General features: G+C 65.5%; 25 protein-coding genes and 1 riboswitch. Of the genes, 14 read left to right on the top strand and 11 right to left on the bottom strand.

The features are described 5' to 3' along the window. Positions 1-28: 28 nt before the first annotated feature. Positions 29-1,573 carry an AMP-binding protein gene (locus tag JQT59_RS32735; RefSeq protein ID WP_213573551.1) on the bottom strand — a complete coding sequence of 515 codons (1,545 nt, stop codon included), beginning with the start codon at positions 1,571-1,573 and terminating at the stop codon, positions 29-31. Positions 1,574-1,714: 141 nt separating this feature from the next. On the opposite strand from JQT59_RS32735, the gene JQT59_RS32730 reads away from it, so the two are divergent. From JQT59_RS32730 to JQT59_RS32715, 4 genes are all read left to right on the top strand, one after another. Further along, positions 1,715-2,431, top strand: coding sequence for an enoyl-CoA hydratase/isomerase family protein (locus JQT59_RS32730; protein WP_213573549.1), 717 nt, complete (start codon positions 1,715-1,717; stop codon positions 2,429-2,431). A gap of 4 nt (positions 2,432-2,435) precedes the next feature. Then, positions 2,436-4,079 carry an FAD-dependent oxidoreductase gene (locus tag JQT59_RS32725; RefSeq protein ID WP_213573547.1) on the top strand — a complete coding sequence of 548 codons (1,644 nt, stop codon included), beginning with the start codon at positions 2,436-2,438 and terminating at the stop codon, positions 4,077-4,079. A 119-nt stretch (positions 4,080-4,198) separates the two neighbouring features. Next, complete coding sequence (locus JQT59_RS32720) at positions 4,199-4,519, top strand: MerR family transcriptional regulator (RefSeq protein ID WP_109334879.1); 321 nt, start codon at positions 4,199-4,201, stop codon at positions 4,517-4,519. Between the two features lie 697 nt (positions 4,520-5,216). After that, a complete protein-coding gene (locus tag JQT59_RS32715) occupies positions 5,217-6,179 on the top strand; it encodes a ferritin-like domain-containing protein (protein WP_213573545.1) in 963 nt (320 codons plus the stop codon). 58 nt (positions 6,180-6,237) lie between these two features. Here the strand turns inward: JQT59_RS32715 and JQT59_RS32710 are convergent, their stop codons facing one another. The 7 genes from JQT59_RS32710 to JQT59_RS32680 form a co-directional block, all read right to left on the bottom strand. Continuing rightward, on the bottom strand, positions 6,238-6,582 hold the full coding sequence (locus tag JQT59_RS32710; protein WP_213573543.1) for a hypothetical protein: 345 nt from the start codon (positions 6,580-6,582) through the stop codon (positions 6,238-6,240). Positions 6,583-6,676: 94 nt separating this feature from the next. Beyond that, complete coding sequence (locus JQT59_RS32705) at positions 6,677-7,441, bottom strand: ABC transporter permease (RefSeq protein WP_213573541.1); 765 nt, start codon at positions 7,439-7,441, stop codon at positions 6,677-6,679. Beyond that, on the bottom strand, positions 7,438-8,232 hold the full coding sequence (locus JQT59_RS32700; RefSeq protein WP_213573539.1) for an ABC transporter ATP-binding protein: 795 nt from the start codon (positions 8,230-8,232) through the stop codon (positions 7,438-7,440). Before JQT59_RS32700 ends, JQT59_RS32705 begins: the two co-directional genes overlap by 4 nt. Next, the gene (locus tag JQT59_RS32695; RefSeq protein WP_249354003.1) at positions 8,229-8,621 is read right to left on the bottom strand and encodes a DUF1048 domain-containing protein; all 393 of its coding nucleotides are present in this window, start codon (positions 8,619-8,621) and stop codon (positions 8,229-8,231) included. Before JQT59_RS32695 ends, JQT59_RS32700 begins: the two co-directional genes overlap by 4 nt. 2 nt (positions 8,622-8,623) lie before the next feature. Continuing rightward, entirely contained in the window at positions 8,624-8,974 is a 351-nt protein-coding gene (locus tag JQT59_RS32690; RefSeq protein ID WP_213573537.1) for a PadR family transcriptional regulator, read from the bottom strand. 211 nt (positions 8,975-9,185) lie between these two features. Beyond that, complete coding sequence (locus JQT59_RS32685; RefSeq protein ID WP_213573535.1) at positions 9,186-9,989, bottom strand: ABC transporter; 804 nt, start codon at positions 9,987-9,989, stop codon at positions 9,186-9,188. A gap of 47 nt (positions 9,990-10,036) precedes the next feature. After that, a complete protein-coding gene (locus JQT59_RS32680; protein ID WP_213578288.1) occupies positions 10,037-10,351 on the bottom strand; it encodes a DMT family transporter in 315 nt (104 codons plus the stop codon). Positions 10,352-10,362: 11 nt separating this feature from the next. Continuing rightward, positions 10,363-10,427, bottom strand: a riboswitch (guanidine-III (ykkC-III) riboswitch). Positions 10,428-10,657: 230 nt separating this feature from the next. Between JQT59_RS32680 and JQT59_RS37835 the strand changes: the two genes are divergently transcribed. The 4 genes from JQT59_RS37835 to JQT59_RS32670 all read left to right on the top strand — a co-directional run bounded on the left by JQT59_RS37835 (position 10,658) and on the right by JQT59_RS32670 (position 13,519). Next, positions 10,658-10,780, top strand: coding sequence for a hypothetical protein (locus tag JQT59_RS37835; RefSeq protein ID WP_283254033.1), 123 nt, complete (start codon positions 10,658-10,660; stop codon positions 10,778-10,780). Between the two features lie 327 nt (positions 10,781-11,107). After that, positions 11,108-11,230 carry a hypothetical protein gene (locus JQT59_RS37830; RefSeq protein ID WP_255965160.1) on the top strand — a complete coding sequence of 41 codons (123 nt, stop codon included), beginning with the start codon at positions 11,108-11,110 and terminating at the stop codon, positions 11,228-11,230. Between the two features lie 121 nt (positions 11,231-11,351). Next, on the top strand, positions 11,352-12,068 hold the full coding sequence (locus JQT59_RS32675) for a response regulator transcription factor (protein ID WP_213578286.1): 717 nt from the start codon (positions 11,352-11,354) through the stop codon (positions 12,066-12,068). 68 nt (positions 12,069-12,136) lie between these two features. After that, the gene (locus JQT59_RS32670) at positions 12,137-13,519 is read left to right on the top strand and encodes a sensor histidine kinase (protein ID WP_213573533.1); all 1,383 of its coding nucleotides are present in this window, start codon (positions 12,137-12,139) and stop codon (positions 13,517-13,519) included. 10 nt (positions 13,520-13,529) lie between these two features. Here the strand turns inward: JQT59_RS32670 and JQT59_RS32665 are convergent, their stop codons facing one another. Further along, positions 13,530-13,955: an HIT family protein gene (locus JQT59_RS32665; protein ID WP_159919523.1), complete on the bottom strand. Its 426-nt coding sequence runs from the start codon at positions 13,953-13,955 to the stop codon at positions 13,530-13,532. 124 nt (positions 13,956-14,079) lie between these two features. Between JQT59_RS32665 and purD the strand changes: the two genes are divergently transcribed. Continuing rightward, positions 14,080-15,333 carry a phosphoribosylamine--glycine ligase gene (gene purD / locus JQT59_RS32660; protein WP_213573531.1) on the top strand — a complete coding sequence of 418 codons (1,254 nt, stop codon included), beginning with the start codon at positions 14,080-14,082 and terminating at the stop codon, positions 15,331-15,333. A 76-nt stretch (positions 15,334-15,409) separates the two neighbouring features. Here purD and JQT59_RS32655 read toward each other — a convergent pair whose 3' ends face one another. Next, positions 15,410-16,162, bottom strand: a complete 753-nt coding sequence (locus JQT59_RS32655) for a 3-hydroxybutyrate dehydrogenase (protein WP_213573529.1) — start codon at positions 16,160-16,162, stop codon at positions 15,410-15,412. Further along, positions 16,159-17,532: an MFS transporter gene (locus JQT59_RS32650; RefSeq protein WP_213573527.1), complete on the bottom strand. Its 1,374-nt coding sequence runs from the start codon at positions 17,530-17,532 to the stop codon at positions 16,159-16,161. The genes JQT59_RS32655 and JQT59_RS32650 overlap by 4 nt, the downstream gene beginning before the upstream one ends. A 119-nt stretch (positions 17,533-17,651) precedes the next feature. Here JQT59_RS32650 and JQT59_RS32645 point away from each other — a divergent pair, with 119 nt between their 5' ends. From JQT59_RS32645 to purB, 5 genes are all read left to right on the top strand, one after another. Continuing rightward, positions 17,652-18,560, top strand: coding sequence for a LysR family transcriptional regulator (locus tag JQT59_RS32645; protein ID WP_159919567.1), 909 nt, complete (start codon positions 17,652-17,654; stop codon positions 18,558-18,560). 23 nt (positions 18,561-18,583) lie between these two features. Then, positions 18,584-19,750, top strand: coding sequence for a pyridoxal phosphate-dependent aminotransferase (locus JQT59_RS32640; protein ID WP_213573525.1), 1,167 nt, complete (start codon positions 18,584-18,586; stop codon positions 19,748-19,750). Between the two features lie 73 nt (positions 19,751-19,823). After that, positions 19,824-20,249, top strand: coding sequence for a DUF1707 SHOCT-like domain-containing protein (locus tag JQT59_RS32635; protein WP_213573523.1), 426 nt, complete (start codon positions 19,824-19,826; stop codon positions 20,247-20,249). Positions 20,250-20,325: 76 nt separating this feature from the next. After that, positions 20,326-20,955, top strand: coding sequence for a TetR/AcrR family transcriptional regulator (locus JQT59_RS32630; protein WP_213573521.1), 630 nt, complete (start codon positions 20,326-20,328; stop codon positions 20,953-20,955). Positions 20,956-20,977: 22 nt separating this feature from the next. After that, positions 20,978-22,399 carry an adenylosuccinate lyase gene (gene purB, locus JQT59_RS32625; protein WP_213573519.1) on the top strand — a complete coding sequence of 474 codons (1,422 nt, stop codon included), beginning with the start codon at positions 20,978-20,980 and terminating at the stop codon, positions 22,397-22,399. The last annotated feature ends 52 nt before the right edge of the window (positions 22,400-22,451 follow it).

The following is a 22,451-nucleotide window of genomic DNA, read 5'->3' as shown; positions in this document are numbered from 1 at the left end:
AGATCCTCCTTATCGATTTACGAGAATACTATTCTCTTGTGCCGAGTGCCGCAATGTCCTGCCGCACCAGAAACTTCTGGATCTTGCCACTGGCGGTCCGTGGAAAGTCGTCGACTCGGTGCAGTTCCTCCGGCCACTTCTGCCGCGCGATCTCGGCCCGCTCGAAGTGAGCGCGGACGGCGTCCATCGACGGCATGGCGTGTCCGGGCCGCAGGCGCAGTACGGCGGCCGCCCGCTCCCCGAGGCGGGCGTCGGGCGCCGAAACTACTGCCGCCTCCGCGACCTCGGGCATGGCGAGGAGAACCTCCTCGACCTCGAGGGCGCTGATGTTCTCGCCGCCGCGAATGATGATGTCCGCCTTGCGATCGGTGATCGTCAGGTAACCGTCTTCGTCGATCGTGCCGATGTCCCCGGTGTGGTACCAGCCGTCCGAATCGAACGCTGCCTCGGTCAAGGTGAGATCGGTATAGCCGACGCAGAGATCGGGGCCACGACTGAGGATCTCACCGTCGGCCGCCAACCGGACCTCCACTCCGGGCAGGGCGTCCCCGTCCGTGAACAGCCGTTTGTCCTCGGGTGCGGTGTACCGCGAGCCCGTGATCGACGGATGTTCGGTGCTGCCGTACGAGCGGAACACGGTAATGCCCAGATCTGCCAGCCGAGTGGTCACCGCCGAGGGGACCGAAGACCCGCCGAGGCCCGCGTACTTCATGTGCGGCAGATGCCGGGGCGCAAAATCAGGATGGTCGAGGAGGCTGGTGACGAAGTAGGTGGCCCCGCCGCCGACGGTGAGCCCGTCGCTCTCCATCAGCGCCAGCGCCTGAGCTGGATTCCACGTGTCGGTGAGATTGATTGCCGTGCCGTCCAGAACGGGGATCAGGAAGGCATTCACCATGCCGATGAAGTGGCCGACGGGAGCGGCAGTGAGCTGTCTGCCCCGGTCCGGCGGGTAGAGGCCCGCGAGCTGTCGCGTCTCGTGACCCAGTGTCTGATGACTGTGAATTACACCTTTGGGGGCCCTCGTGGTGCCGGAGGTGAAGGCAATCAGCGCCGGACCCGCCGGATCGGCTTCGACGGTACCCGGCATCGGGTGCTCATCGAGCAGGTCGTCGAAGTCGCGGCCCACGACACCCACGACGGGCACGTCCGAGCACAGATCGGCGTCGTACTCGGTCCGCCCGAATCGTTCGGCGGTCACGAAGACGTGCGGCTTGGTCTCGCTGAGGATGTATCCGAGTTCCTTGCGCCCGTAGAAGTGGACGATCGGGACCACGGTGGCGCCCAGGAAGGCCGACGCCCAGAACACAGCGGCCGCTTCCATCCAGTTGGGCAACTGGAAGGCGACCACGTCTCCGGGACCGACTCCGCGCGAACGCAATCCGCCCGCCAGCCGACGGGCAACGCACTCGACGTCACCGAAGGTTCCCGACCACGGACGAACGGTCGAGTGTATCCGGAATTCGGTGTCGGGGGCGGCCTCGAGACCGCGCCTGAGCAGGTCTCCGATGGTGTCGTGGGTCCACCATCCCTCCTCTTCGTAGCGTCTGATCAGTTCGGGGGGGACGTGCCGCATGTGAGAGCTCCAATACCCGTGGACGGAGCCGCGCCGAGGCCGGCACCGCGGCGTCGGGACTCGCTCCGGCCGGCGTCTGCCAGCTGTGAATATGATATTCTCGCTAAACAAGAATGCCAATATCGGAATGGAGAACAGCGCATGGTCGACCTCGAGCTGGAACAGGAGTTGGCGGTCATCACGATCGATCGACCACATGCTCGCAACGCCATCGCGCCGGAGACCATGGATCAGTTGGAGAAGGCGCTCGATGCGGCGGCCGGGGCCAAGGCGCTGGTGATCAGAGGAGCCGGTGACCGGGCTTTCGTGTCGGGCGGAGATCTCAAAGAGCTGAGCAAACTCAGAACCGAGGAGCAGGCGGCAGACATGGCGCGCCGGATGCGGACGGTCTGCGATCAGATCGCGGACTTCCCGGCGCCCGTCGTCGCCGCGCTGAACGGCCACGCTCTCGGCGGTGGGGCAGAGGTGGCCGTGGCCGCCGACATCCGGGTAGCCGCCGACGACATCAAGATTGGTTTCAACCAAGTCGCACTGGCGATCATGCCCGCGTGGGGTGGCGCCGAGCGGCTCGCCGCGCTCGTCGGCCCGGGTAAGGCCCTCATGCTGGCCGGCTCGGGTGCCGTACTCGACGCGGCAGAAGCCGAACGTCTCGGATTGGTGGACCTGGTCCTGCCAAGGGCGTCCTTCGAGGATGGTTGGCGTTCGCTGGCCCTGTCGCTGGCCAACAGCTCGGCTGGTGAAATCAAGCGTGTCATGGCGGGCGCCTCCGCAGCCGAGGCGGTCGCGGCGTTCGCGCGGCTCTGGGTTGCCGACGAACACTGGCAAGCTGCAGACCGAGTGATGAGCCGTAGCAGGTGAACCCATGACGTTCGTGATCACGCAACCTTGCTGCAGCGACGCGAGCTGCATTCCGGTGTGCCCCGTCGACTGCATCCGCCCGCGTCCCGGAGATCCGCAATACAGCACTACCGAAATGCTGTACATCGACCCGGACACCTGTATCGACTGCGGCGAATGCGTCAGCGCCTGCCCGGTGGATGCGATCTTCTCCGAGTTCGACCTCGCCGCCACGATGACCCGGTACACCGACGTCAATCGGGGCTACTTCGAAAGGCACCCACTCGATACGGACACCGCCCCCTTGTCAGGCAGAGAGAAGCGTCCGTCGAAAGAACCTGGCACACTGAGTGTTGCGATCGTCGGCACCGGGCCTTCGGCGTGCTACACGGCTGAAGCACTGTTGCGGCGCGGCGGGGTCGAGATCGATATGTTCGACCGGTTGCCCACACCTTGGGGTCTGGTACGCGGGGGTGTCGCACCCGATCATCCCAAAACCAAAGGCGTCGCGGACATGTTCGCGTCGGAGTTCAGGTCCGCCTCCCTGCAGTTCTTTCTCAATGTCGACGTGGGCAAGCATGTTTCCCTCGCCGAACTGCGCGAGCACCATCACGCCGTGGTGTATGCGGTCGGTGCATCCGGAGACCGGCGTCTCGAGATACCCGGGGAGGATCTGCCCGGCAGTCACTCCGCGACGGAGTTCGTAGCCTGGTACAACGGTCACCCTGATTATGTCGACCGGACATTCGATCTATCGGGGGAGCGCGCGGTAATCGTCGGTAATGGCAACGTCGCCCTCGACGTCGCGCGCATCCTCACCATCGATCCGGACGAGCTGGCCAAGACTGATATCGCCGATCACGGGCTGGAAGCGTTGCGTAGCAGTAATATTCGGGAGGTTGTCGTACTCGGGCGCCGTGGGCCCATGCAAGCGGCGTACTCGATGCCGGAGTTTTTGGCTCTGGGTTACCTGTCCGGGGTCGATGTCGTCATCGACGACGCCGAGTTGACGCTCGACCCGGTCAGCCAGGCGATATATGACGATCCGGACATCGAGCCATCGCGCAAGCTCGGACTGGACCTGGCTCGCGAGTACACACACAGCGCCCGCACGACCGGTAACAAACGCATCGTTTTCCGGTATCTTGTGTCCCCGCGCCATATTCGCGGCGGCGATCATGTGGAATCGGTCGAACTCGTCCACAACATTCTCGATGGCGACCTCAACGCGGTGGGCACGGAGTCCACCACGAATGTGGAGACGTCCCTTGTTCTGAGGTCGGTCGGCTACCGCGGCGAGCCTGTCGCCGACGTGCCGTTCGACGAGCAGCGCGGTGTCATTCCCCACGACCGTGGCCGCGTGACCGGAACGGTCGGTGTCTACACCGCCGGGTGGATCAAACGCGGACCGCGGGGCATCATCGGCACCAATCGGGGAGATGCCGAGGAGACCGTCGCGATGCTGCTCGAAGATTTCGAGGCCGGCATCCTTCCCGCGCCGAAAGCGGATCGTGCCGCGTTGGCAGAGTTGGTGACGCGGCGACGGCCACAGATGATCGACAAGGAGCGTTGGCGGGACATCGACGCCGCGGAGAAGGCTGCAGGAAGAATTGCAGGCCGGCCCCGCGTCAAACTTCCCCTCATCGACGTCGCTTTGTCGGACGATTGACGGGTGGCAACGCGTAGGCGAGCAGAAATCTATGCTCTCGGTCGCAGATTCATTTAATTCGTCTGTTAACATCGTGGGGTTCCTTGAGAAGAAGGGAGCCACTCGTGGTGTTCGACGTCATGCCCCGGTCGCGTCGCGGGGTGTATGGAATAGCGGTCACATCGGAGTTGACCGGAATCGGGCCGCAGACGCTGCGGCTGTACGAACGGCGTGGATTGCTGACGCCCGCGCGGACCAGCGGCGGTACCCGTCGTTACAGCGAGGAAGATCTGGTTCGTCTCGGACGCATCGCCGAACTTATCGAAGCCGGCATCAACCTGCCGGGCATACAGCGGATTCTCGACCTCGAAGCGGAGAACGCTGAACTTCTGGGTCGGCTGCACTCGGCCGAACATGGAGGCGACCGCCTGAAGGTCGAACGTGAAGAGGCAACCGCCTGAAAAGGCGGTACGCGATCGATCGCACCGACAACCAGTCATCATCACTGGACGGTTCTGTGGGCGCGTTTTCCGAGCGTCCAGCGTCCCTTTCGTTATGCGTGACACTGCAGATCACAAAAACATCTCGAACGTCAAGAGTTACGGGGCAGTCTATTTTGCCTGATCACGCAATGTTTTCGGAGTCGAGATCGGTCGGGCGTCGCGCCGGGTTTGCGTCGCAGGGTTGAACTTCTGTCGTTATCCGATACGATAAAATCTATACCCGCCGGAGCAGATAAATTGCTGAGCAACACTGCGTCGGTGGCGCAACAGCGACACGCCGGCCGTGCAGAAGGCCGCGGCCGGCGTCGCACCGGAAACGCCAGTTCCGGTGTGTCAGCCCGAAGACCTCTGGCCCAGACTCGACGCAAGACGGGACGTGAACCATGACTCTCGCCGCACATGACGTTTTCCGCCCTCATACTCCCCGGCACGCAAAGACTGCTAACGGAACGCCCGACCGGCGCTTCTCCGTGGGAACCGCGTTGACCGCAGGCCTCATCGCAGCCGTACCCGCGGCGACTGTGACTGGTTCGGTGGTACTTGCCGCCGCTACTGCCACCTCTGTACTGATTGGAGTGATTCTGGCCGCATTTCTCATCTCGAGCGTGATCTGACCGATATTCGTCCGCCACATCAGCTATCGAAGGAGAAATATATGACCAGCACCACCACCGCAACGCTGATCACTCAGTTGCGTGCCGTTCTCGACCTCACCAACACCGAAATCCAGGTAGCAGAGACTCGCATCGCCCAGGCGCGCACCGAGGCTGTTCGCCGCGAACTCACGGAGAACGCCGAAAACGGACGTCAGCGCGCCGAGGCCATCGAACGCGCAATCCGCGACCTCGGCGGTGTGCCTGAGGTTATCGGGCCCTTCCTCGGTCGGCTGGCCGCCGTGTTCAAGGCGATGGCCGAGCAGGCGCAGCCGTTCGACGAGGCACTGCTGGGCGACCTGGCGCTCGAACATCAACTCCTCGACCGCGCGCGTTACATCAAGGCACTCGCCACCGTCGCGAAGGAGCCGGCAGTCGTCGGTCTCGCGGACCGATTGATCACAGCGCATTCCGCAACCGTGGACTGGCTTTCGACCGTTCTGGCCGAGGATGCGCTCGGCGGCCCGGCAGCTCTGCGACGCACGCCGTTCCAGGCCGCTGCCGGAAGCACGATTCGGCTGCTCAACGTCCCGGTCACCTGGTCGGCGCGCGGAATCGATCGAGCATTGGACACGGCCCGCACCACACCGCCCCTGCTCAGTGCGTTGCTCAGCCGCGGCGCTCACGCCGGCGATGTCGCAGTCAAGACGTTGGCCGCCTCGCGGGATGCCGCCCTCGAAACTGCGGAGAGTGTGACCCGCCGGGAAGGCGCGGGCGGTGTCGCCGACGCCATCCATTCGGCTCGCGCCGCGGGTGGTGTCGTGGATCCGGGCGAGCTTCCGATCGATGACTACGACGACCTGAACGTCTCGCAGGCCGTCGCTGCGGTCAGGGAACTCACCGATCCCGCCGATGTGCGCACGGTCGTCGCCTACGAGGAAGCGCACAAGAATCGGCACGGCATCGTCTCCGCCGCCCAAACTCATCTCGCGTCCATCGCGCAGGAAGTCGCCGGCATCCGCTGACGATTCGTAGAAGAATTCCGCCGGTCCCCACAGGGGGCCGGCGGAATTGTCGGTGAGGTCAGCAGGTGCCGGTTTTGGCGGCGTCGTAGGCCTTGACCATCTGATCCTTACGTTCTTGCGGGGCGTCTTTCCATTCCGGGGTGAGGGCCGACTGGTCGAAGAGGTCGCTCAGAGCCTTCGTGCGGTCGAACGGTTCGCCGGTCTGCTGTGCCCGGGCTTCGGCACTGTTCGCGTACTGGAGCAGGCCGGCACACAGGTCGGCGACGGCGGGAAGGTCGGCGGCCGTCGCCTCCGCCGCCTCGGTGGTTGCGCTCACCTCGGTGTCGGTGTCGGTCGATTCGGAACTGCACGCTCCCAGGAAGAGGACGGCAGGGATCAGCAGCGCAACGATGGTTCGGGTCATGCGAAATACATACCAGAGCGGCCGACCACGCCGTATCGGCCGGTTCGCCACGATCGGGGAGGCGGGCGCGGGTCTTCCCCGGAAGACCTCGTGCTCAGCTGATCTTGCGCCGGTAGATGGCGGTCGCGAAGGCGAAGGCGACAACGAGGATGCCGACCAGCCACCCCAGAGCGATCCAGATGTCAGTGCCGACGGGTTGCTGGGCGAACAGTGCTCGGATGGTGTTCACGACGTAAGTCACGGGCTGGTTCTCGGCGAACCATGCGACCGGCCCGGGCATCGAGTCGGTAGGCACGAACGCCGAGCTGATGAACGGCAGGAAGATCAGCGGGTAGCTGAACGCGCTCGCGCCGTCGATCGTCCTCGCCGAGAGTCCGGCAATCACGGCGATCCAGGTCAGTGCGAGGGTGAACAGGACCAGGATGCCTGCGACCGCGAGCCAGGCAGCCACGGATGCTCCGGTGCGGAAGCCCATGATCAGCGCGACACCGGTGACGATCGTGACCGAGACCAGGTTCGCGGCCACGGACGTGAGCACATGCGCCCACAGCACACTCGACCTCGCGATCGGCATGGATTGGAAGCGTTCGAATATGCCGCCCTGCATGTCGAGGAACAGCCGGTACGCGGTGTACGCGACGCCGGACGCGATCGTGATGAGCAGGATGCCGGGGAGCATGTAGGTGCCGTACGACTGGTCGGATCCGGTGTTGATCGCGCCGCCGAATACGTAGGTGAACAGCAGCATCAGCGCGATCGGGGTGACCGCGGTGGTGACGATCGTGTCGGGGCTGCGGAGGATGTGCTGCAGCGAGCGGCCGGTAAGGACGCCGGTGTCGCCGAGGACACGGGTGGTCATCGGGCTTCCTTTCCTGCCGGGACGGTGGTGTCACCGACGAGGGCGAGGAAGACGTCCTCGAGGGAGGGCCGCTTCTCGATGTACTCGACCTTGGCGGGCGGAAGGAGCTGCTCGAGCTCGGTGAGGGTGCCGTTCTGAACGATGATGCCCTGGTGAAGAATTGCGATGCGGTCGGCGAGCTGCTCGGCCTCGTCGAGGTGCTGGGTGGTCAGCAGCACGGTCGTGCCGGTCCTGGCGAGTTCCTTGACCGTCTGCCACACCTCGATCCGGGCCTGCGGGTCCAGCCCGGTGGTGGGTACGTCGAGGAAGATTATCGGCGGGTTCCCGATCAGGCTCATCGCGATGTCGAGCCGGCGTCGCATGCCACCGGAGTACGTCGTCGCCTTGCGGTTCCCCGCTTCGGTGAGCGAGAAGCGGGCGAGCATGTCGTCGGCGATCGCACCCGGATTCTTCAGGTGGCGCAGCTTGGCGACCAGCACGAGGTTCTCCCGGCCGGTGAGCACTTCATCGATCGCGGCGAATTGGCCGGTGAGGCTGATCGACTCGCGTACGTCGTCGGGCTTCGCAGCGACGTCGAAGCCATGAATCGTGACGGTGCCCGCGTCGGCCTTCAGCAGCGTTGACAGGATTCGCACCAGCGTTGTCTTGCCTGCACCGTTCGAGCCGAGCAGCGCGAAGATGCTCCCCGCCGTTACGTCGAAGTCGACTCCGCGCAGCACCTGCAAGTCCTTGAACGATTTCACGATGCCCCGCACTCGGATCGCGGGCTCGAGCGCCTGATCGGTGGTCATGGCCGGTTCTCCGTTTCCGGCGCGTTCACGCCCTCGTCGGCGGCCTTGTCGAGGGCGTCCGTCAGGCGCTTGCGCTCCTTGTTGATCCATTGGCCGTCCGAGTAGTTCTGGATGAAAGTGTCTGCGAACTCGACTGGGTCGTCCCCGACGATGTCGCGGATCGGGGTGCCGTCGGCGGCGGCGCGCTCGATCAGGTCGGCAAGGTCCTCGAGCATCTGCATGAGCACATCGCCCTTGACGATCGATCCGGCGTACATGAAGTAGCGTTCGATCCCGTCGATCCCGGTTCGGTAGCTCGTGGGGAGCTGTTCCTTGCGAGCTTTGTACCGGCGCCAGCGCTTCTTGTCCTCGAATGAACCCGTGATCTGCGTGATCCATCGTGCGGCCACGATTACTCTCCTTCGCTCTGTGGGTGTTCGATGTGCTGGTGGAGCTGGTCGATCCGCTCTGCGAGGAACGTCCACGTCTTCCAGAATTCTTGGAGGTACCCGCCACCGTGTGGATTGAGCGAGTACACCTTGCGCGGCGGACCCTTCTCGGACGGGACCTTCTTCACGTCGACGAGACCGCGCTGCTCGATCCTGACCAGCAGGGCGTAGATGGTGCCCTCGGCGATCTCGGAGAAACCCTGCTCGCGAAGTCGCGCGGTGATCTCGTAGCCGTACGCCGGCCGCGCGGCCAGAATCGCCAGGACGATGCCCTCGAGCGTGCCCTTGAGCATCTCGGTCATCTGCTTGCCCATCGGACCTTCCTTCCGACTACTCAGTGTTAATGACTACCGCTAGATAGTAACGCTGAATACCGTTCGCGCAAGAGGGTTGATGCAACGAATTCAGAAGGGGGTTCGGAGCGTTGAGGTTCCGGCGGCTGCGGGCATTGACGTTCGACGCGCACAGCAGCCCGGCAATCGGGGCACCTGTCAGATGGCAGGGCGAGATGTATTCACGAACGCGTCAGGCAGGACCCAGCGTGTAATCGATGCCCGGTCGATCGCCCTTGCCCTTGAGCCAGCGTCCAGGAAGGCGGCCGGCGAGTTCCCCGAGGGGGCCGACGGCTGCGCTCAAAACCGCGACTGTGTCCTGTAGCAGATCGATGCTCGCGCTCATCCGCTCGAGATTCGGCGCCAGTGCTGTCAAGGTTTCCGAGAGTGCGACGATCTGGTCGAGCGGTCCGCCCTCGGCGATCAGCCGTTCGAAGGCGCCACCCTCGGACAGCAGCGTGTCGAGGATCCCGTTCTCGGCCAGCGCGCGATCCACGATGCCGCCCTGCGCGGTGAGTCGCTCGACGGCGCCGTCGGCGGCGGTGAGTCGTTCGAGGGGGCCTTGCTCGGCGGTGAGGCGGTCGAGCAGTCCATCCTTGGCGAGTAGACGCTCGAGCGTGCCGTCCTCGGCGAGAACGCGGTCGAGTGGGCCGTCTTTCGCGAGCACCCGGTCGAGCGGTCCGCCGGGTTCGAGGAGTCGTTCGAGGGTGCCGCCTTCGGAGGTCAGCCGGTCGACCGGGCCGCCCGGAGCGAGCAGTCGATCGAGGGGTCCTCCGGGCTGAAGTGCTTGTCCGAGCGGCCCGTCGTTCGCCGCCAGTGAGGACAGCTGACTGATCATCTGCAGCGGGCTGCCGGAGGCGCCCATACCGGTGACCACTCCGGTGCCTGCTACCGCTGTGCGCACCGTTGCCAAGGTGGCCTCGGCGATTCCGAGTCCGACATCGGCCGCCGCAAGTCCGGCGCGCACCGGGAGGGCCAGCAACGAGACCACGTTCATACGATTACTGTAACCCGCGACACACAAGCATTTCGCGGCTCGGGCGCTCAGTGCAGGACTTTGAGTCCCACGACGCACGCCACGATGGCAGCGACCAGCAGGATCTTGACGAGCGATGTGTTTTCGGCGCCGGTCACCATCGCGAAACCGACGGTAAGGGAAGCGCCGATTCCCACCCAGACTGCGTATGCCGTCCCGGTCGGCAGAGTACGCATCGCGAAGGCCAGCCCCGCCATGCTGAGGAGCAGCGCAATGACGAATACGACACTGGGACTAATTTTGCTGAAGCCCTCGGACCGACCGAGAGCGGTGGCCCAGACGGCCTCCAGCACGCCCGACAGCACCAGCACGATCCACGCCATGACAACTCTCCCGAGCACCGTCTTGTCGCTGGCCGGGTACGGTGCGCTCGTCCGGGTGTCGTATCGACGACCTTCACGGTACCGAAAGCTCATGCTGTGGTCTGAACGCAGTGGTCGGCGTTTGCAGGGAAACGCCGGATAAGCTCCCTCGTCTTGGCGGAGATTTCCTTTTTGTGACACGGCCGGGAAACGCATTGTTATCGGTTCAGGGTCACGCCGGCGAATGCGCTGAATAACTCTGCGGATGGCGGCCTGCTTGTTTATTGTCGAGCACAATGCGTGAATTCCGTGCGCACTCCACCGACGATGACGAGGCATATCATGATGCTCGGACTGCTTGCCGCAATCAACAGCGCGTTCACACTCGGGGTTGCCAACACTATCGGGACGTTCGGGGGAGTGGTTCTCAACCTGAACGTGGTCGGCTGAGAAACCGCTCGACGTGTCCTGCTGTCGGACCGACAGCAGGACACCTACTTTCACCACATCTGCGATCGACGGACCCGCCGCGTCTCCTGCGGCGGGTCGGCCGTGTACCCGGGGCGCCCAGCCCGCGGGAGACACAACTGTCCCATCTTCGCTCATCGCTCTCGAATCTCGGCTCTTTTCGCCGAAAAAGTCTCGGTGAGAAATTTTCGAAAAATCGAATGCGAGTGTCGCCACAGATTTGCGACGGTTCACCTATTGTTCTCGGCAACGTGCAAGCAACGCGCGTAATCGGCTCGACACGGAAAGTCCGCCCTGGCACAGGGGGAGATGATGGAGAACATGATGCTCGGATTACTCGGCGCACTCAACAGCGGTGTCACGCTCGGTCTGGCCAACACGATTCTGACGTTCGGTGGCGTAGTCCTCAACCTCAACATCGTCGTCAACTGACCAAGGGCTTCGTCGTCGTCTGCTGACGACGGGGCTGCACCGCCCGCCCGCTCGGTTCCCTGGGACGCTCACAGGAACTTCCCAGGGAACCGACAGCGATGATCCAGCGTTCCGCGTGATGATGGTTTCCGTGAATGCGAAGCCCGTCGAAGCCCGAATCCTCGTCGTCGATGACGAACCGAACATCCTCGAACTGCTGTCCGTCAGCCTGCGTTTTCAGGGTTTCGAGGTCGCGACGGCGTCGAGCGGCTCGGCAGGTCTCGATACGGCGCGCACCTTTCGGCCCGACGCCGTGATCCTCGACGTCATGATGCCGGGGATGGACGGGTTCGGGATGCTCCAGCGGCTACGCGCGGATGGTGTGCACGCGCCGGTTCTCTTCCTCACCGCGAAGGACGCGGTCGAAGACAAGATCAGCGGCCTCACACTCGGCGCCGACGACTACGTCACCAAGCCGTTCAGTCTCGAAGAAGTGGTGACACGGCTGCGGGTGATACTCCGTCGATCCGGCAAGGTGTCGGTCGAGGAGCAATCGGCGCGTATCACGTTCGCCGACATCGAACTCGACGACGACACACGTGAGGTGTGGAAAGCGGGCGAGCTGGTATCGCTGTCGCCCACGGAGTTCACCCTGCTGCGGTACTTCATGGTGAACGCCGGCACGGTTCTCAGCAAGCCGCGCATCCTCGACCACGTGTGGAATTACGACTTCGGCGGTGAGGTCGGGGTGGTGGAGTCGTACGTCTCCTACCTGCGTCGCAAGGTGGACACCGGGGAGACGCCGCTGATTCACACCCTTCGGGGCGTCGGGTACGTGATGCGCGAACCGCGGCAATGACCGCCCCACCCGCACTAGAGAATTCTGTCGCGCCGGCCGGGCACGCGGGTCGGCGGTGGGTGCGGTCGATGCCGTTGCGGGTCACCTTGGTAAGTGCGGTGCTGCTGCTCGCGGCACTCGGTCTGCTGGCGTCGGGAGTCGCGGTGACGTCGGCGCTCGAGAATTCTCTGACGAGCCGAATCGACCACCAACTCCGCGAGGCCGCTCAGGGGTGGGCCAAGCCGCGGGAATTGCGTCCGCTCCCGCCCCCGGGCGAGCCGAACCCGGGACGACCGCCCAGCCCGTTCTATGTGCGCACCGTGTCCCCGGACGGAACGGTGCTCTTCCAGATCAACGACGAGACCAGCGCGCCCGCAATTCCTGCCGATCCCTCTTCGGGTCCCATGACGGTCGGCTCCACCGACGGATCCGATGTCCGCTGGCGTGTGCTCACCACCACCACGGCGAGCGGCACCCAGACGACGGTGGCGGTGACACTCACCGAGAACGACGACACGGTGAACCAATTGGTGGTCCTGCAACTCGGCATCGGCACGGTGGTGCTCATTGCGTTGGGTGTCGTCGCCTACTTCGTCGTCCGCCGCAGCCTGCGTCCCCTCGGCGAAGTCGAGGAGACCGCCGCCGCGATCGCCGCCGGCGACCTCCATCGGCGTGTCCCCGCGCGCGACGACCGCACCGAGATCGGACGGTTGTCGGTTGCTCTGAACGGGATGCTCGCCCAGATTCAGCATGCCTTCGCCGCAACCGAGGCGTCCGAGGAGTCGGCACGCCGCTCCGAGGAGAAGATGCGGCAATTCGTCGCCGACGCCAGCCACGAATTACGTACCCCGCTGACCACGATTCGCGGTTTCGCCGAACTGTATCGGCAGGGCGCGATGACCGACACCGAGACGTTGATGAGCCGTATCGAGGGAGAGGCCTCCCGGATGGGTCTACTCGTGGAGGACCTGCTCATGCTCGCTCGGCTCGACGCCCAGCGGCCCCTCGAGATTCGGCCGGTCGACCTTCTGTCCGTGGTGTCGGACGCCGTGCACGCTGCCCGCGCGGTGGAGCCCGAACGCTCCTTCGCCCTGGAAGTGGGTTCCGGACCGGGAACCCCTGAAGTCCTCGGTGACGAGGCGCGGCTGAGGCAGGTGCTCGGCAACCTCCTTACCAACGCCGTCAAGCACACTCCCGCGACCGCGGACGTGACGGTTCGACTGCAGACCACGGAGAACCGGGTCGTGCTGGAGGTCGCCGACACCGGCCCGGGTCTCAGCGAAGACGATGCGGCGCGGGTATTCGAACGGTTCTACCGAGCCGACGCGTCCCGCACCCGAGAGAGTGGGGGAAGCGGACTCGGCCTGTCGATCGTGGCGGCGCTCGTGGCCGCGCACCAGGGCACCGTGACGGTCGACAGCCGGCCGGGCGAGGGCGCGACCTTCCGGGTGGAACTGCCCCGGGCGCTCTAGATCACATGTCTCAGTCGGGAACGTTGTTCGCGTATCCGAGATCGCGGAGGGCGCCGCGGAGCTTCGTCATAGCGTCGTCCTGCGACTCCTGAGACGGATCCGGGTTTGCATTGCTGATGTTGAAATCACCGAGGTCGTATGCCGGGAAGACGTGCACGTGCAGGTGTGGGACCTCGAGTCCGGCGATCAACAGTCCGGCGCGGGGGGCGTCGAACGCCGGGCGCACGGCCTGCCCGACGATGCGGGCCACATCCATCACCTTGGTCCACAGCTCACCGTCGACCTCCTGCCAGTGGTCCACCTCTTTCCGGGGCACGATGAGGGTGTGGCCTTGTGTGATGGGTGCGATGGTGAGGAACGCGACGACATCCTCGTCCTCCCACACGAACCGTCCGGGCAGATCTCCGTTGATGATGGCGCTGAATACAGATCCCATGGCCGCCATTATGCGGCTTCGCCGCCCGTGAGTACTTATTAACCGCCCGGTGTTAAGAAGTACTCACGGGGGGTGTTCCCGGCCACCCTCACCGGTGGCATTACGCGGCCCGTACGCTGACACCGTGCGCGTACTCGTTATCGGCTCCGGAGCCCGTGAACATGCCCTCCTCCTCGCCCTCGCTCGTGATCCGGGTGTCACTGCCCTGATGTGCGCTCCCGGGAACGCCGGGATCGCCAAGATCGCCGAGCAGCATTCCGTCGACATCGCCTCCGGGGAGGCAGTCGCCGATCTCGCGAAGAAGGTCGAAGCCGACCTGGTCGTGGTGGGCCCCGAGGTCCCGCTGGTGCTGGGTGTTGCGGACGCCGTCCGCTCTGCGGGAATCGCCTGCTTCGGCCCTTCGGCCGACGCCGCGCGCATCGAGGGTTCGAAGGCGTTCGCCAAGGACGTGATGGCCGCCGCCGGTGTGAAGACCGCGCACAGTGAGATCGTTGATTCTCCCGCCAAGCTGGACGAAGCACTCGACCGCTTCGGACCCAACTGGGTGGTCAAGGACGACGGCCTCGCGGCAGGCAAGGGCGTCGTGGTCACCACCGACCGGGACGCCGCCCGCGATCACGCCGCCGAATTGCTCGAGAACGGGCACCCGGTCCTCCTCGAATCGTTCCTCGACGGCCCCGAGGTGTCGCTATTCTGCGTCGTCGACGGCGACACCGTGGTGCCGCTTCTCCCGGCCCAGGACCACAAGCGCGTCGGCGACGGCGACACCGGACCCAACACCGGCGGCATGGGCGCGTACACCCCACTGCCGTGGCTGCCCGAGGAGATGGTCACGCAGATCGTCGACGACGTCGTCAAGCCGGTCGCGGCGGAGCTCGTCGCCCGGGGCAGCTCCTTCAGCGGCTTGCTGTACGCCGGCCTGGCCATCGGCAAGGACGGCCCCGCGGTGGTCGAGTTCAACTGCCGCTTCGGCGACCCCGAGACCCAGGCGGTCCTCGCCCTGCTGAAGAGTCCGCTGGGTGCGCTGCTGAACGCGGCGGCCACCGGCACGCTCGATCAGGTCCCGCCGCTCGAATGGCAGGACGGTTCGGCGGTCACCGTGGTGGTGGCGGCCGAACATTATCCGGCGACGCCACGCACCGGTGACGTGATCAGCGGAGCCGACGGAGAGGGCGTTCTCCACGCCGGCACCAAGCTCGTCGACGGACAGGTGGTGTCGGCGGGCGGGCGTGTGCTCAGTGTCGTCGGAGTCGGCGCGAACCTCAGCGAAGCACGCGAGGACGCCTACGCCAAGATCGCCGCAATCAAGCTGCCCGGCAGCCACTTCCGCAAGGACATCGGGCTGGCCGCAGTCGAGGGGCGTATCGCCATACCGTAGGCCTGTTCGTGATCGAGGACTGAAAGACGTGCACCCCTGAGTATTTCAGGGGTGCACGTCTTTTCGGACCGATTGGCTACCGTGCCGTCCACCCGCCGTCGATGGTGTACGAGGCGCCGGTGACCATGCCGGCGTCCGCTGAGGCCAGCCATCCGACGAGGGAGGCGACCTCGTCCGGTTCCACCAGCCGTTTGATCGCGCTCTCGGTGAGCATCACCTTCTCGACCACATCGGCCTCGCTGACGCCGTGCAGCTGTGCCTGATCGGCGATCTGCTTCTGCACTAACGGCGTCGACACGTAACCGGGGTTGACGCAGTTGCTGGTCACGCCGTGCGGGCCACCCTCGAGGGCGGTCACCTTGGACATGCCCTCGAGCGCGTGTTTGGCTGTCACGTACGCCACCTTGAACGCCGAAGCCCGAAGTCCGTGCACGGAGGACACATTCACTATCCGGCCGAATTCCTGCGCGTACATGTGAGGGAGCGCGGCACGGATGAGCAGGAACGGTGCCTCCACCATCAGTGTCTGGATCCGGCGGAAATCGTCGACGCTGAATTCCTCGATGGGGCTGACGGTCTGGATACCGGCGTTGTTGACGAGGATGTCCGTCTCCAGGCGTAGATCGGCGAGCTGATCGGTGTCGAGAAGGTCCACGTGCCAAGCTTTTCCGTCGATCTCCTCGGCGAGCGTCTTGGCCGCGACATCGTCGAGGTCTGCGACGGTGACCTGGGCTCCACGCGCGGCCAGGTGTCGCGCGCACGCCGCGCCGATCCCGCTCGCGCCACCGGTGACGAGGGCTGTGCGGCCGGAGAGGTCGCGGGCGGTCATGCCGGCGCTCCGGCCTTTTCCGCGGCCAGGTTTCGGGCGTCGGCTGCGTCGATCGATTCGAGGGAGATGCCCTTGGTCTCCTTGGCGACGATCACGGCGACGACGGTGACGAGCGAGGCGATCGCGAGGTAGATCGCGATGGGGACCGAGGAGTGGTACCTGTTCAACAGGCTCGCCGCGATGATGGGGGCCAGGGAGCCGGCCACGATCGACGTCACCTGGTAGCCGAGCGAGACGCCCGAGTAGCGCATCCGGGTGGGGAACATCTCCGCCATGATCGCGGGCTGGCCCGCGTACATGAAGGCGTGGAACACCAGGCCGATGACGATGGCGCCGAGAATGACGGCGTTGTGGCCGCTGTTCATCATCGGGAAGGCGAAGAAACCCCAGGTTCCCGCGGTCAGGGCACCGATCATGTAGACGGGGCGCCTGCCGATGCTGTCGGACAACCGTCCCACCAGCGGGATCACCGCGAAGTGCACCGCATGTGCGATCAGCATCCACCACAGGATCTGCGCGGTGTCGGTGTGGACCACGACCTTGAGGTAGGTGATCGAAAAGGTGACGACGAGGTAGTACATGACGTTCTCGCCGAAGCGCAGTCCCATCGCGGTGAACACGCCGCGCGGGTAGCGCTTGACCACCTCGAAGACGTTGAACGACGTCTCCTTGATCTTCTCGGCATCCTTCTGGGCCTGGAGGAAGATCGGCGCATCGGTCACCTTGGTGCGAATGTAGTAGCCGACCAGGACGATCACGGCGGAGAGCCAGAAGGCCACACGCCAGCCCCAGCTCAGGAAGGCTGCGTCCGGGAGGGTCGTCGTCAGGATGAGCAGTACGACGGTGGCCACCAGGTTGCCGGCCGGAACGCCGGCCTGCGGCCAGGAAGCCCAGAACCCACGCGACCGGCTGGGGCTGTGCTCGGCGACGAGCAGCACCGCGCCGCCCCATTCGCCACCTACCGCGAAGCCCTGGATGAAGCGAAGTGTGACGAGTAACGCCGGCGCCCAGTAACCGATTTGAGCGAAGGTGGGCAGGCAGCCCATGAGGAAGGTGGCGGTGCCCACGAGGACGAGGCTGAACTGCAGCAGCTGTTTGCGGCCGAACTTGTCACCGAAGTGGCCGAAGACGATGCCGCCGAGCGGTCGGGCGACGAAGCCGACCGCGTAGGTGACGAAGGCCGCGATGATGGCGTCGAGTTCATTGTCTCCGGCCGCGAAGAAGACCTTGCTGAAGACCAGGGTCGCCGCCGTGCCGTAGAGGAAGAACTCGTACCACTCGACCACGGTGCCGGCCATCGACGCACCGACCACCTTCTTCAGCCCCGACGGTGGGGTCTCTTCCGTGCGTAGTGTCTCGTCGACGCTCATCTGCCGCTCCTTGCTTCCCTGTGACTGGGGACACATCGGGTGTTGTCTGCCGAGTATTGATGCATATTTGTGCGCACACAATGGCGCATGATGCAACCCCCGTGTGCAAATATGCAGACATGACTTCCGAAACGTCCATGCCCAGCGCAGATGACCTGCTCGTGCTGTTGGCGGTGGGACGCACCGGCCGCTTCAACACCGCGGCCGACGACCTCGGTGTAAATCACACCACCATCTCCCGGCGCATCACAAACCTCGAGAGAACCCTCGGCGGTCGCGTACTCGTGAAGGCCGCCGGCGGATGGGAACTCACCGAACTCGGACAGCAGGCCTTGACCGCGGCCGAGCGGGTGGAAGCCGCTGTGCACGGCCTCGTCGCCGAGCCAGGCGGCGGTGATGGCCTCAAGGGCGTGGTGCGCGTGTCGGCGACGGACGGGTTCAGTGCGTACATCGCCGCACCCGCGGGCGCGTTGATTCGCCGCCGGCACCCCGAGGTGTCCGTGGAGATCGTTGCGGTCACACGCCGGGCCTCACAGCACCGTTCGGGTCTCGACATCGAGGTGGTGGTGGGCAAACCGCAGGTGCACCGCGCCGAGGCCGTCTGGCTGGCCGATTACACCCTCGGTCTGTATGCGTCGAGGTCGTATCTCGAGCGGAAGGGCACTCCGCGGACCGTCGTCGAACTCGCCGATCATTCCCTGGTGTACTTCATCGACTCCATGCTGCAGGTCGACGAACTGGACCTGGCGCGCCGGCTTACCGTGTCGATGCGGGAGTCGGTGACCTCAACCAACGTGTTCGTCCATGTGGAGGCCACCCGCGCCGCGGCGGGGATCGGGCTGTTGCCGTGCTTCATGGCCGACCGTCACGACGACCTCGTTCGCGTGCTGCCCGGACAGGTGGAGGCGACGCTCGCGTACTGGCTCGTCGCGCGCCCCGAATCGCTCCGCAGACCCGAGGTGGCTGCAGTCGTGGCTGCCGTCCGCGAGACGGTCGAGTCGCAACGGGACGCGTTGGCCGGGCGTTGACGGTGTCACGCTAGCGTCGAGGGGTGCGCTCCGAATCTCAGCGATCCGACATTCAGACCTTCCACGTGATGGACGTGTGGAAGGCCGCCGCCGAGCGCGAACGAACCCACGGGGACGTGCTGACTCTCGCAGCGGGTCAGCCTTCGACCCCGGCGCCGAAGCCCGTGCTGAGCGCCACCCGGCAGGTCCTCGACGGACACCTGCTCGGCTACACCGAGACGTTCGGAATCCTGGGACTTCGCGACGCGATCGCCGAGTACCACTCCACCAAGTCCGGTATCGACGTCGACGCCGAGGACGTGGTGGTGACCACGGGTTCCTCCGGAGCCTTCACGTTGCTGTTCCTCGCCGCTTTCGATGCGGGCGACACCGTGGTCGTCGCTCGCCCGGGTTACCCGGCGTACCGCAATACCCTCGCCGCCCTCGGTTGCCACGTCGTCGAACTCGATTGCGGTGCCGACACCCGATTCCAGCCGACGGTCGCGATGCTCGAGGCGCTCCCCGAACCCCCGGCCGGTCTGATCGTCGCGAGTCCCGCCAACCCCACCGGAACCGTGATCGATCCCGAAGAATTGGCGGGTCTCGCTCGGTGGTGCGACGACCACGGCACCCTCCTGATATCCGACGAGATCTACCACGGCATCGGATACGGCGGGCAGACGATGACGAGCGCCTGGGAGACGTCGCGGGAATCCGTCGTCGTCGGGTCGGTGTCCAAGTACTTCTCGATGACGGGCTGGCGGCTGGGGTGGATGCTGGTACCCGCCGGGCTGAGGGGTGCCCTGCAGCGCCTGGCGTCGAACATGACAGTGTGCCCACCGGCGATTTCGCAGTACGCGGCGATCGCGGCGTTCACACCGGAGTCGCGGGCCGAACTCGATTCGCACGTCCAGCGTTACGCCGTGAACCGCGAACTGCTTCTCACGGGGCTACCGGAACTGGGTATCACCGAGCTGGCGCCCGCGGACGGTGCGTTCTACGTGTACGCCGACATCGGTCATCTCCTCGGTGGGGCCCATGGGGACACGTCGACGCAGTGGTGCTCGCGACTGCTGCAGGACACGGGTCTGGCACTGGCACCCGGCATCGACTTCGACACCGTCCACGGGGACCGGACCATCCGGCTCTCGTTCGCCGGGTCCACCGCGGAAGTGCGGGAAGCGCTGATCCGGCTGCGGCGCTGGCTCTAGCGATCGACCGAAGTCGGCCTACACTATGACCAGGATTACAGTGTTGCGGCGCACGCGGGCAAAGGGCGAAACCATGAGCGAAATCAGCAACCCAGACCCCTCCACTCCGGGTGGACTCCGCATAGGAACCCTGGAGCGGGAGCAGGCCGCAACGGCACTCGCCGCACACTTTGCGGCCGGCCGCCTCGACACCGACGAGTTCGATTCCCGGGTCCGTCAGGCGTATCTCGCCAAGACCGCAGCCGACCTCGCACCTCTGTTCGCGGATCTTCCGGGCGAACAGCGCTTCGGGACCGAAGTCGAGTACGAGCCGGAGCCGAGCCGCCGGGATCCGGGACGTGAGGCCGCGGCCCTGCGCACGCTGCTGTTCGTGGTCGCGGTGCTCGCCGCGGTCCTGTGGGTGTTCGTTGTCCGCGTGCCGCCTCTCGTCTTCCTTCCCATCATCTGGCTCGTCCTCGCACGGCATCACCTCGGTCGCCGTTCGTGCCGAGCCTGGTGATTTCGCCCGGCGCAAACTTCGCGGTCTGTAGTCCAATCCGCTCTGGTGCGGCACCCCCGGCTGGCAGGATGAATTGGTGTCGACAGCGGCAACTCCCAAGGGCGAACGGCGCCGACAGGCGCTTGTCGACGCTGCCGCCGACCTGCTTCTGGAGGGCGGCTTCGAAGCGGTGCGGCACCGGTCGGTGGCCGCGCGCGCGAACCTTCCGCTCGCATCGACCACCTACTATTTCGCGTCGCTCGAAGAGCTGATCGCGAAGGCCGTCGAGTGCAACGGTGAACGCGACCTCACCGTCATGCGGGCGCGGGTAGGCGACGTCACCCACCGTCGTCGCGGTCGCGAGTCCACCGTCGACCTTCTCGTGGAACTACTCGTCGGGCCGGTACTGATCAGCGACGACAGTCGCGAACGCTTGATCTGCCGGTACGAGCGGCTCACCGCCTGCGCGCGGCGACCCGAACTACGCGAGGTTCAGCTGCGGTTGCGCGCGCAGCTCGACGACATCCTCACCGAGGCCCTGCGCCGTTCCGACCGCGACGTGCAGCAAGGACAACTGCGCCGCCTGGTCGCCACCGTGGACGGCGCCGTGGTGACTGCCCTCGGCGAGCACGACCCCGACCTTCGTGGGCTCGCCCGGGCCATGCTGCTCGACGTCGTCGACCTCGTCGCGCCGGCGCTGGACCGGCCGGACCACGTTCACCTCTAGCGCCGTCGTAAACTGAAGTCTCGTGACCCGCATCCCGAACGTCCTCGCCAACCGTTACGCCAGCCCCGAACTCGTCGAGTTGTGGTCGCCCGAGCACAAGATCGTGCTCGAACGCCAGCTGTGGCTCGCGGTGCTGCGTGCCCAGGCGGAACTCGGCATCGACGTGCCGGCCGAGGCGCTCGCCGACTACGAGCGGGTCATCGATCAGGTCGACCTCGACTCCATTGCCGCCCGCGAACGGGTCACCCGGCACGACGTGAAGGCCCGCATCGAGGAATTCAACGCACTCGCCGGTCACGAGCAGGTACACAAGGGTCTCACCAGCCGCGACCTCACCGAGAACGTCGAACAGCTGCAGATCCTGCGGTCGCTCGAGCACGTGTACGCACACGGTGTCGCGGTGGCCGCACGGCTGTCCGAGCGTGCCGCCGAGTACAGCGGCCTCGTCATGGCCGGTCGTTCGCACAACGTGGCGGCGCAGGCCACCACCCTCGGCAAGCGCTTCGCCTCCGCCGCCGACGAACTGCTCGTCGCCCTGACCCGGCTACGGGAACTGATCGACCGTTACCCGCTGCGCGGCATCAAGGGTCCGATGGGCACCGCGCAGGACATGCTCGACCTTCTCGACGGCGACGCCGCCAAACTCGACACCCTCGAGCGGAAGGTGGCGCAGCACCTCGGTTTCGCTCACGTCTTCACCAGTGTCGGGCAGGTCTACCCTCGGTCGCTCGACCACGACGTGCTGTCCACGCTGGTCCAGGTCGCCGCCGGGCCGTCGTCCTTCGCCCACACCATCCGCCTGATGGCCGGGCACGAACTGGTCACCGAGGGCTTCCAGCCCGGCCAGGTCGGCTCCTCCGCGATGCCGCACAAGATGAACACCCGCTCCTGCGAACGTGTCAACGGATTGCAGGTCGTCCTCCGCGGCTACGCGTCGATGGCCGCAGAACTCGCAGGCGCCCAATGGAACGAAGGCGACGTGTTCTGCTCCGTGGTGCGCCGGGTCGCCCTGCCGGACGCATTCTTCGCCATCGACGGACTGATCGAAACGTTCCTCACCGTGCTCGCCGAATTCGGCGCCTACCCAGCCGTGATCGAGAAGGAACTCACCCGGTACCTGCCGTTCCTCGCCACCACCAAGGTCCTCATGGCGCTCGTGCGGGCCGGTGTCGGCCGCGAAACCGCGCACGAGGTCATCAAGGAACACGCCGTCGCCGTCGCACTGGCCATGCGCGAGCAGGGCAAGGAACCCGACCTCCTCGACCGGCTCGCCGCCGACGACCGGCTGCCCCTCGACCGGGCAGCCCTCGACGAGGCGCTCGCCGACAAGAAGGTGTTCATCGGCGCGGCCGAAGCTCAGGTGGCCGCGGTGGTGACCGAGGTACAGAAGCTCGTCGACGCCAACCCTGAGGCGGCTGCCTACCAGCCGTCCCCGATCCTGTAGGCGGCTTCGCCGCCCGTGAGTGGTTAACGAGTGCAGGGACTCGTCAACCACT

The organism is Rhodococcus sp. USK13 (assembly GCF_018343855.1).
Lineage (GTDB): Bacteria > Actinomycetota > Actinomycetes > Mycobacteriales > Mycobacteriaceae > Rhodococcus_F > Rhodococcus_F oxybenzonivorans.
The sequence above is the reverse complement of the archived record's forward strand: the minus strand, read 5'-3'. Positions and strand labels throughout refer to the sequence as shown.

Excerpts from the sequence above, each read along its gene's own strand:
- JQT59_RS32650 (WP_213573527.1), bottom strand. The coding sequence starts at position 17,532 with ATGAGCGTCGACGAGACACTACGCACGGAAGAGACCCCACCGTCGGGG.
- JQT59_RS32645 (WP_159919567.1), top strand. The coding sequence starts at position 17,652 with ATGACTTCCGAAACGTCCATGCCCAGCGCAGATGACCTGCTCGTGCTG.
- JQT59_RS32720 (WP_109334879.1), top strand. The coding sequence starts at position 4,199 with ATGCCCCGGTCGCGTCGCGGGGTGTATGGAATAGCGGTCACATCGGAG.
- JQT59_RS32635 (WP_213573523.1), top strand. The coding sequence starts at position 19,824 with ATGAGCGAAATCAGCAACCCAGACCCCTCCACTCCGGGTGGACTCCGC.
- JQT59_RS32665 (WP_159919523.1), bottom strand. The coding sequence starts at position 13,955 with ATGGGATCTGTATTCAGCGCCATCATCAACGGAGATCTGCCCGGACGG.
- JQT59_RS32700 (WP_213573539.1), bottom strand. The coding sequence starts at position 8,232 with ATGACCACCGATCAGGCGCTCGAGCCCGCGATCCGAGTGCGGGGCATC.
- JQT59_RS32655 (WP_213573529.1), bottom strand. The coding sequence starts at position 16,162 with ATGACCGCCCGCGACCTCTCCGGCCGCACAGCCCTCGTCACCGGTGGC.
- JQT59_RS32670 (WP_213573533.1), top strand. The coding sequence starts at position 12,137 with ATGCCGTTGCGGGTCACCTTGGTAAGTGCGGTGCTGCTGCTCGCGGCA.
- JQT59_RS32725 (WP_213573547.1), top strand. The coding sequence starts at position 2,436 with ATGACGTTCGTGATCACGCAACCTTGCTGCAGCGACGCGAGCTGCATT.
- JQT59_RS32730 (WP_213573549.1), top strand. The coding sequence starts at position 1,715 with ATGGTCGACCTCGAGCTGGAACAGGAGTTGGCGGTCATCACGATCGAT.
- JQT59_RS37835 (WP_283254033.1), top strand. The coding sequence starts at position 10,658 with ATGACGAGGCATATCATGATGCTCGGACTGCTTGCCGCAATCAACAGC.
- JQT59_RS32680 (WP_213578288.1), bottom strand. The coding sequence starts at position 10,351 with ATGGCGTGGATCGTGCTGGTGCTGTCGGGCGTGCTGGAGGCCGTCTGG.
- JQT59_RS32710 (WP_213573543.1), bottom strand. The coding sequence starts at position 6,582 with ATGACCCGAACCATCGTTGCGCTGCTGATCCCTGCCGTCCTCTTCCTG.
- JQT59_RS32735 (WP_213573551.1), bottom strand. The coding sequence starts at position 1,573 with ATGCGGCACGTCCCCCCCGAACTGATCAGACGCTACGAAGAGGAGGGA.
- JQT59_RS32675 (WP_213578286.1), top strand. The coding sequence starts at position 11,352 with ATGGTTTCCGTGAATGCGAAGCCCGTCGAAGCCCGAATCCTCGTCGTC.
- JQT59_RS32685 (WP_213573535.1), bottom strand. The coding sequence starts at position 9,989 with ATGAACGTGGTCTCGTTGCTGGCCCTCCCGGTGCGCGCCGGACTTGCG.
- JQT59_RS32705 (WP_213573541.1), bottom strand. The coding sequence starts at position 7,441 with ATGACCACCCGTGTCCTCGGCGACACCGGCGTCCTTACCGGCCGCTCG.
- JQT59_RS37830 (WP_255965160.1), top strand. The coding sequence starts at position 11,108 with ATGATGGAGAACATGATGCTCGGATTACTCGGCGCACTCAACAGCGGT.
- JQT59_RS32715 (WP_213573545.1), top strand. The coding sequence starts at position 5,217 with ATGACCAGCACCACCACCGCAACGCTGATCACTCAGTTGCGTGCCGTT.
- JQT59_RS32690 (WP_213573537.1), bottom strand. The coding sequence starts at position 8,974 with ATGGGCAAGCAGATGACCGAGATGCTCAAGGGCACGCTCGAGGGCATC.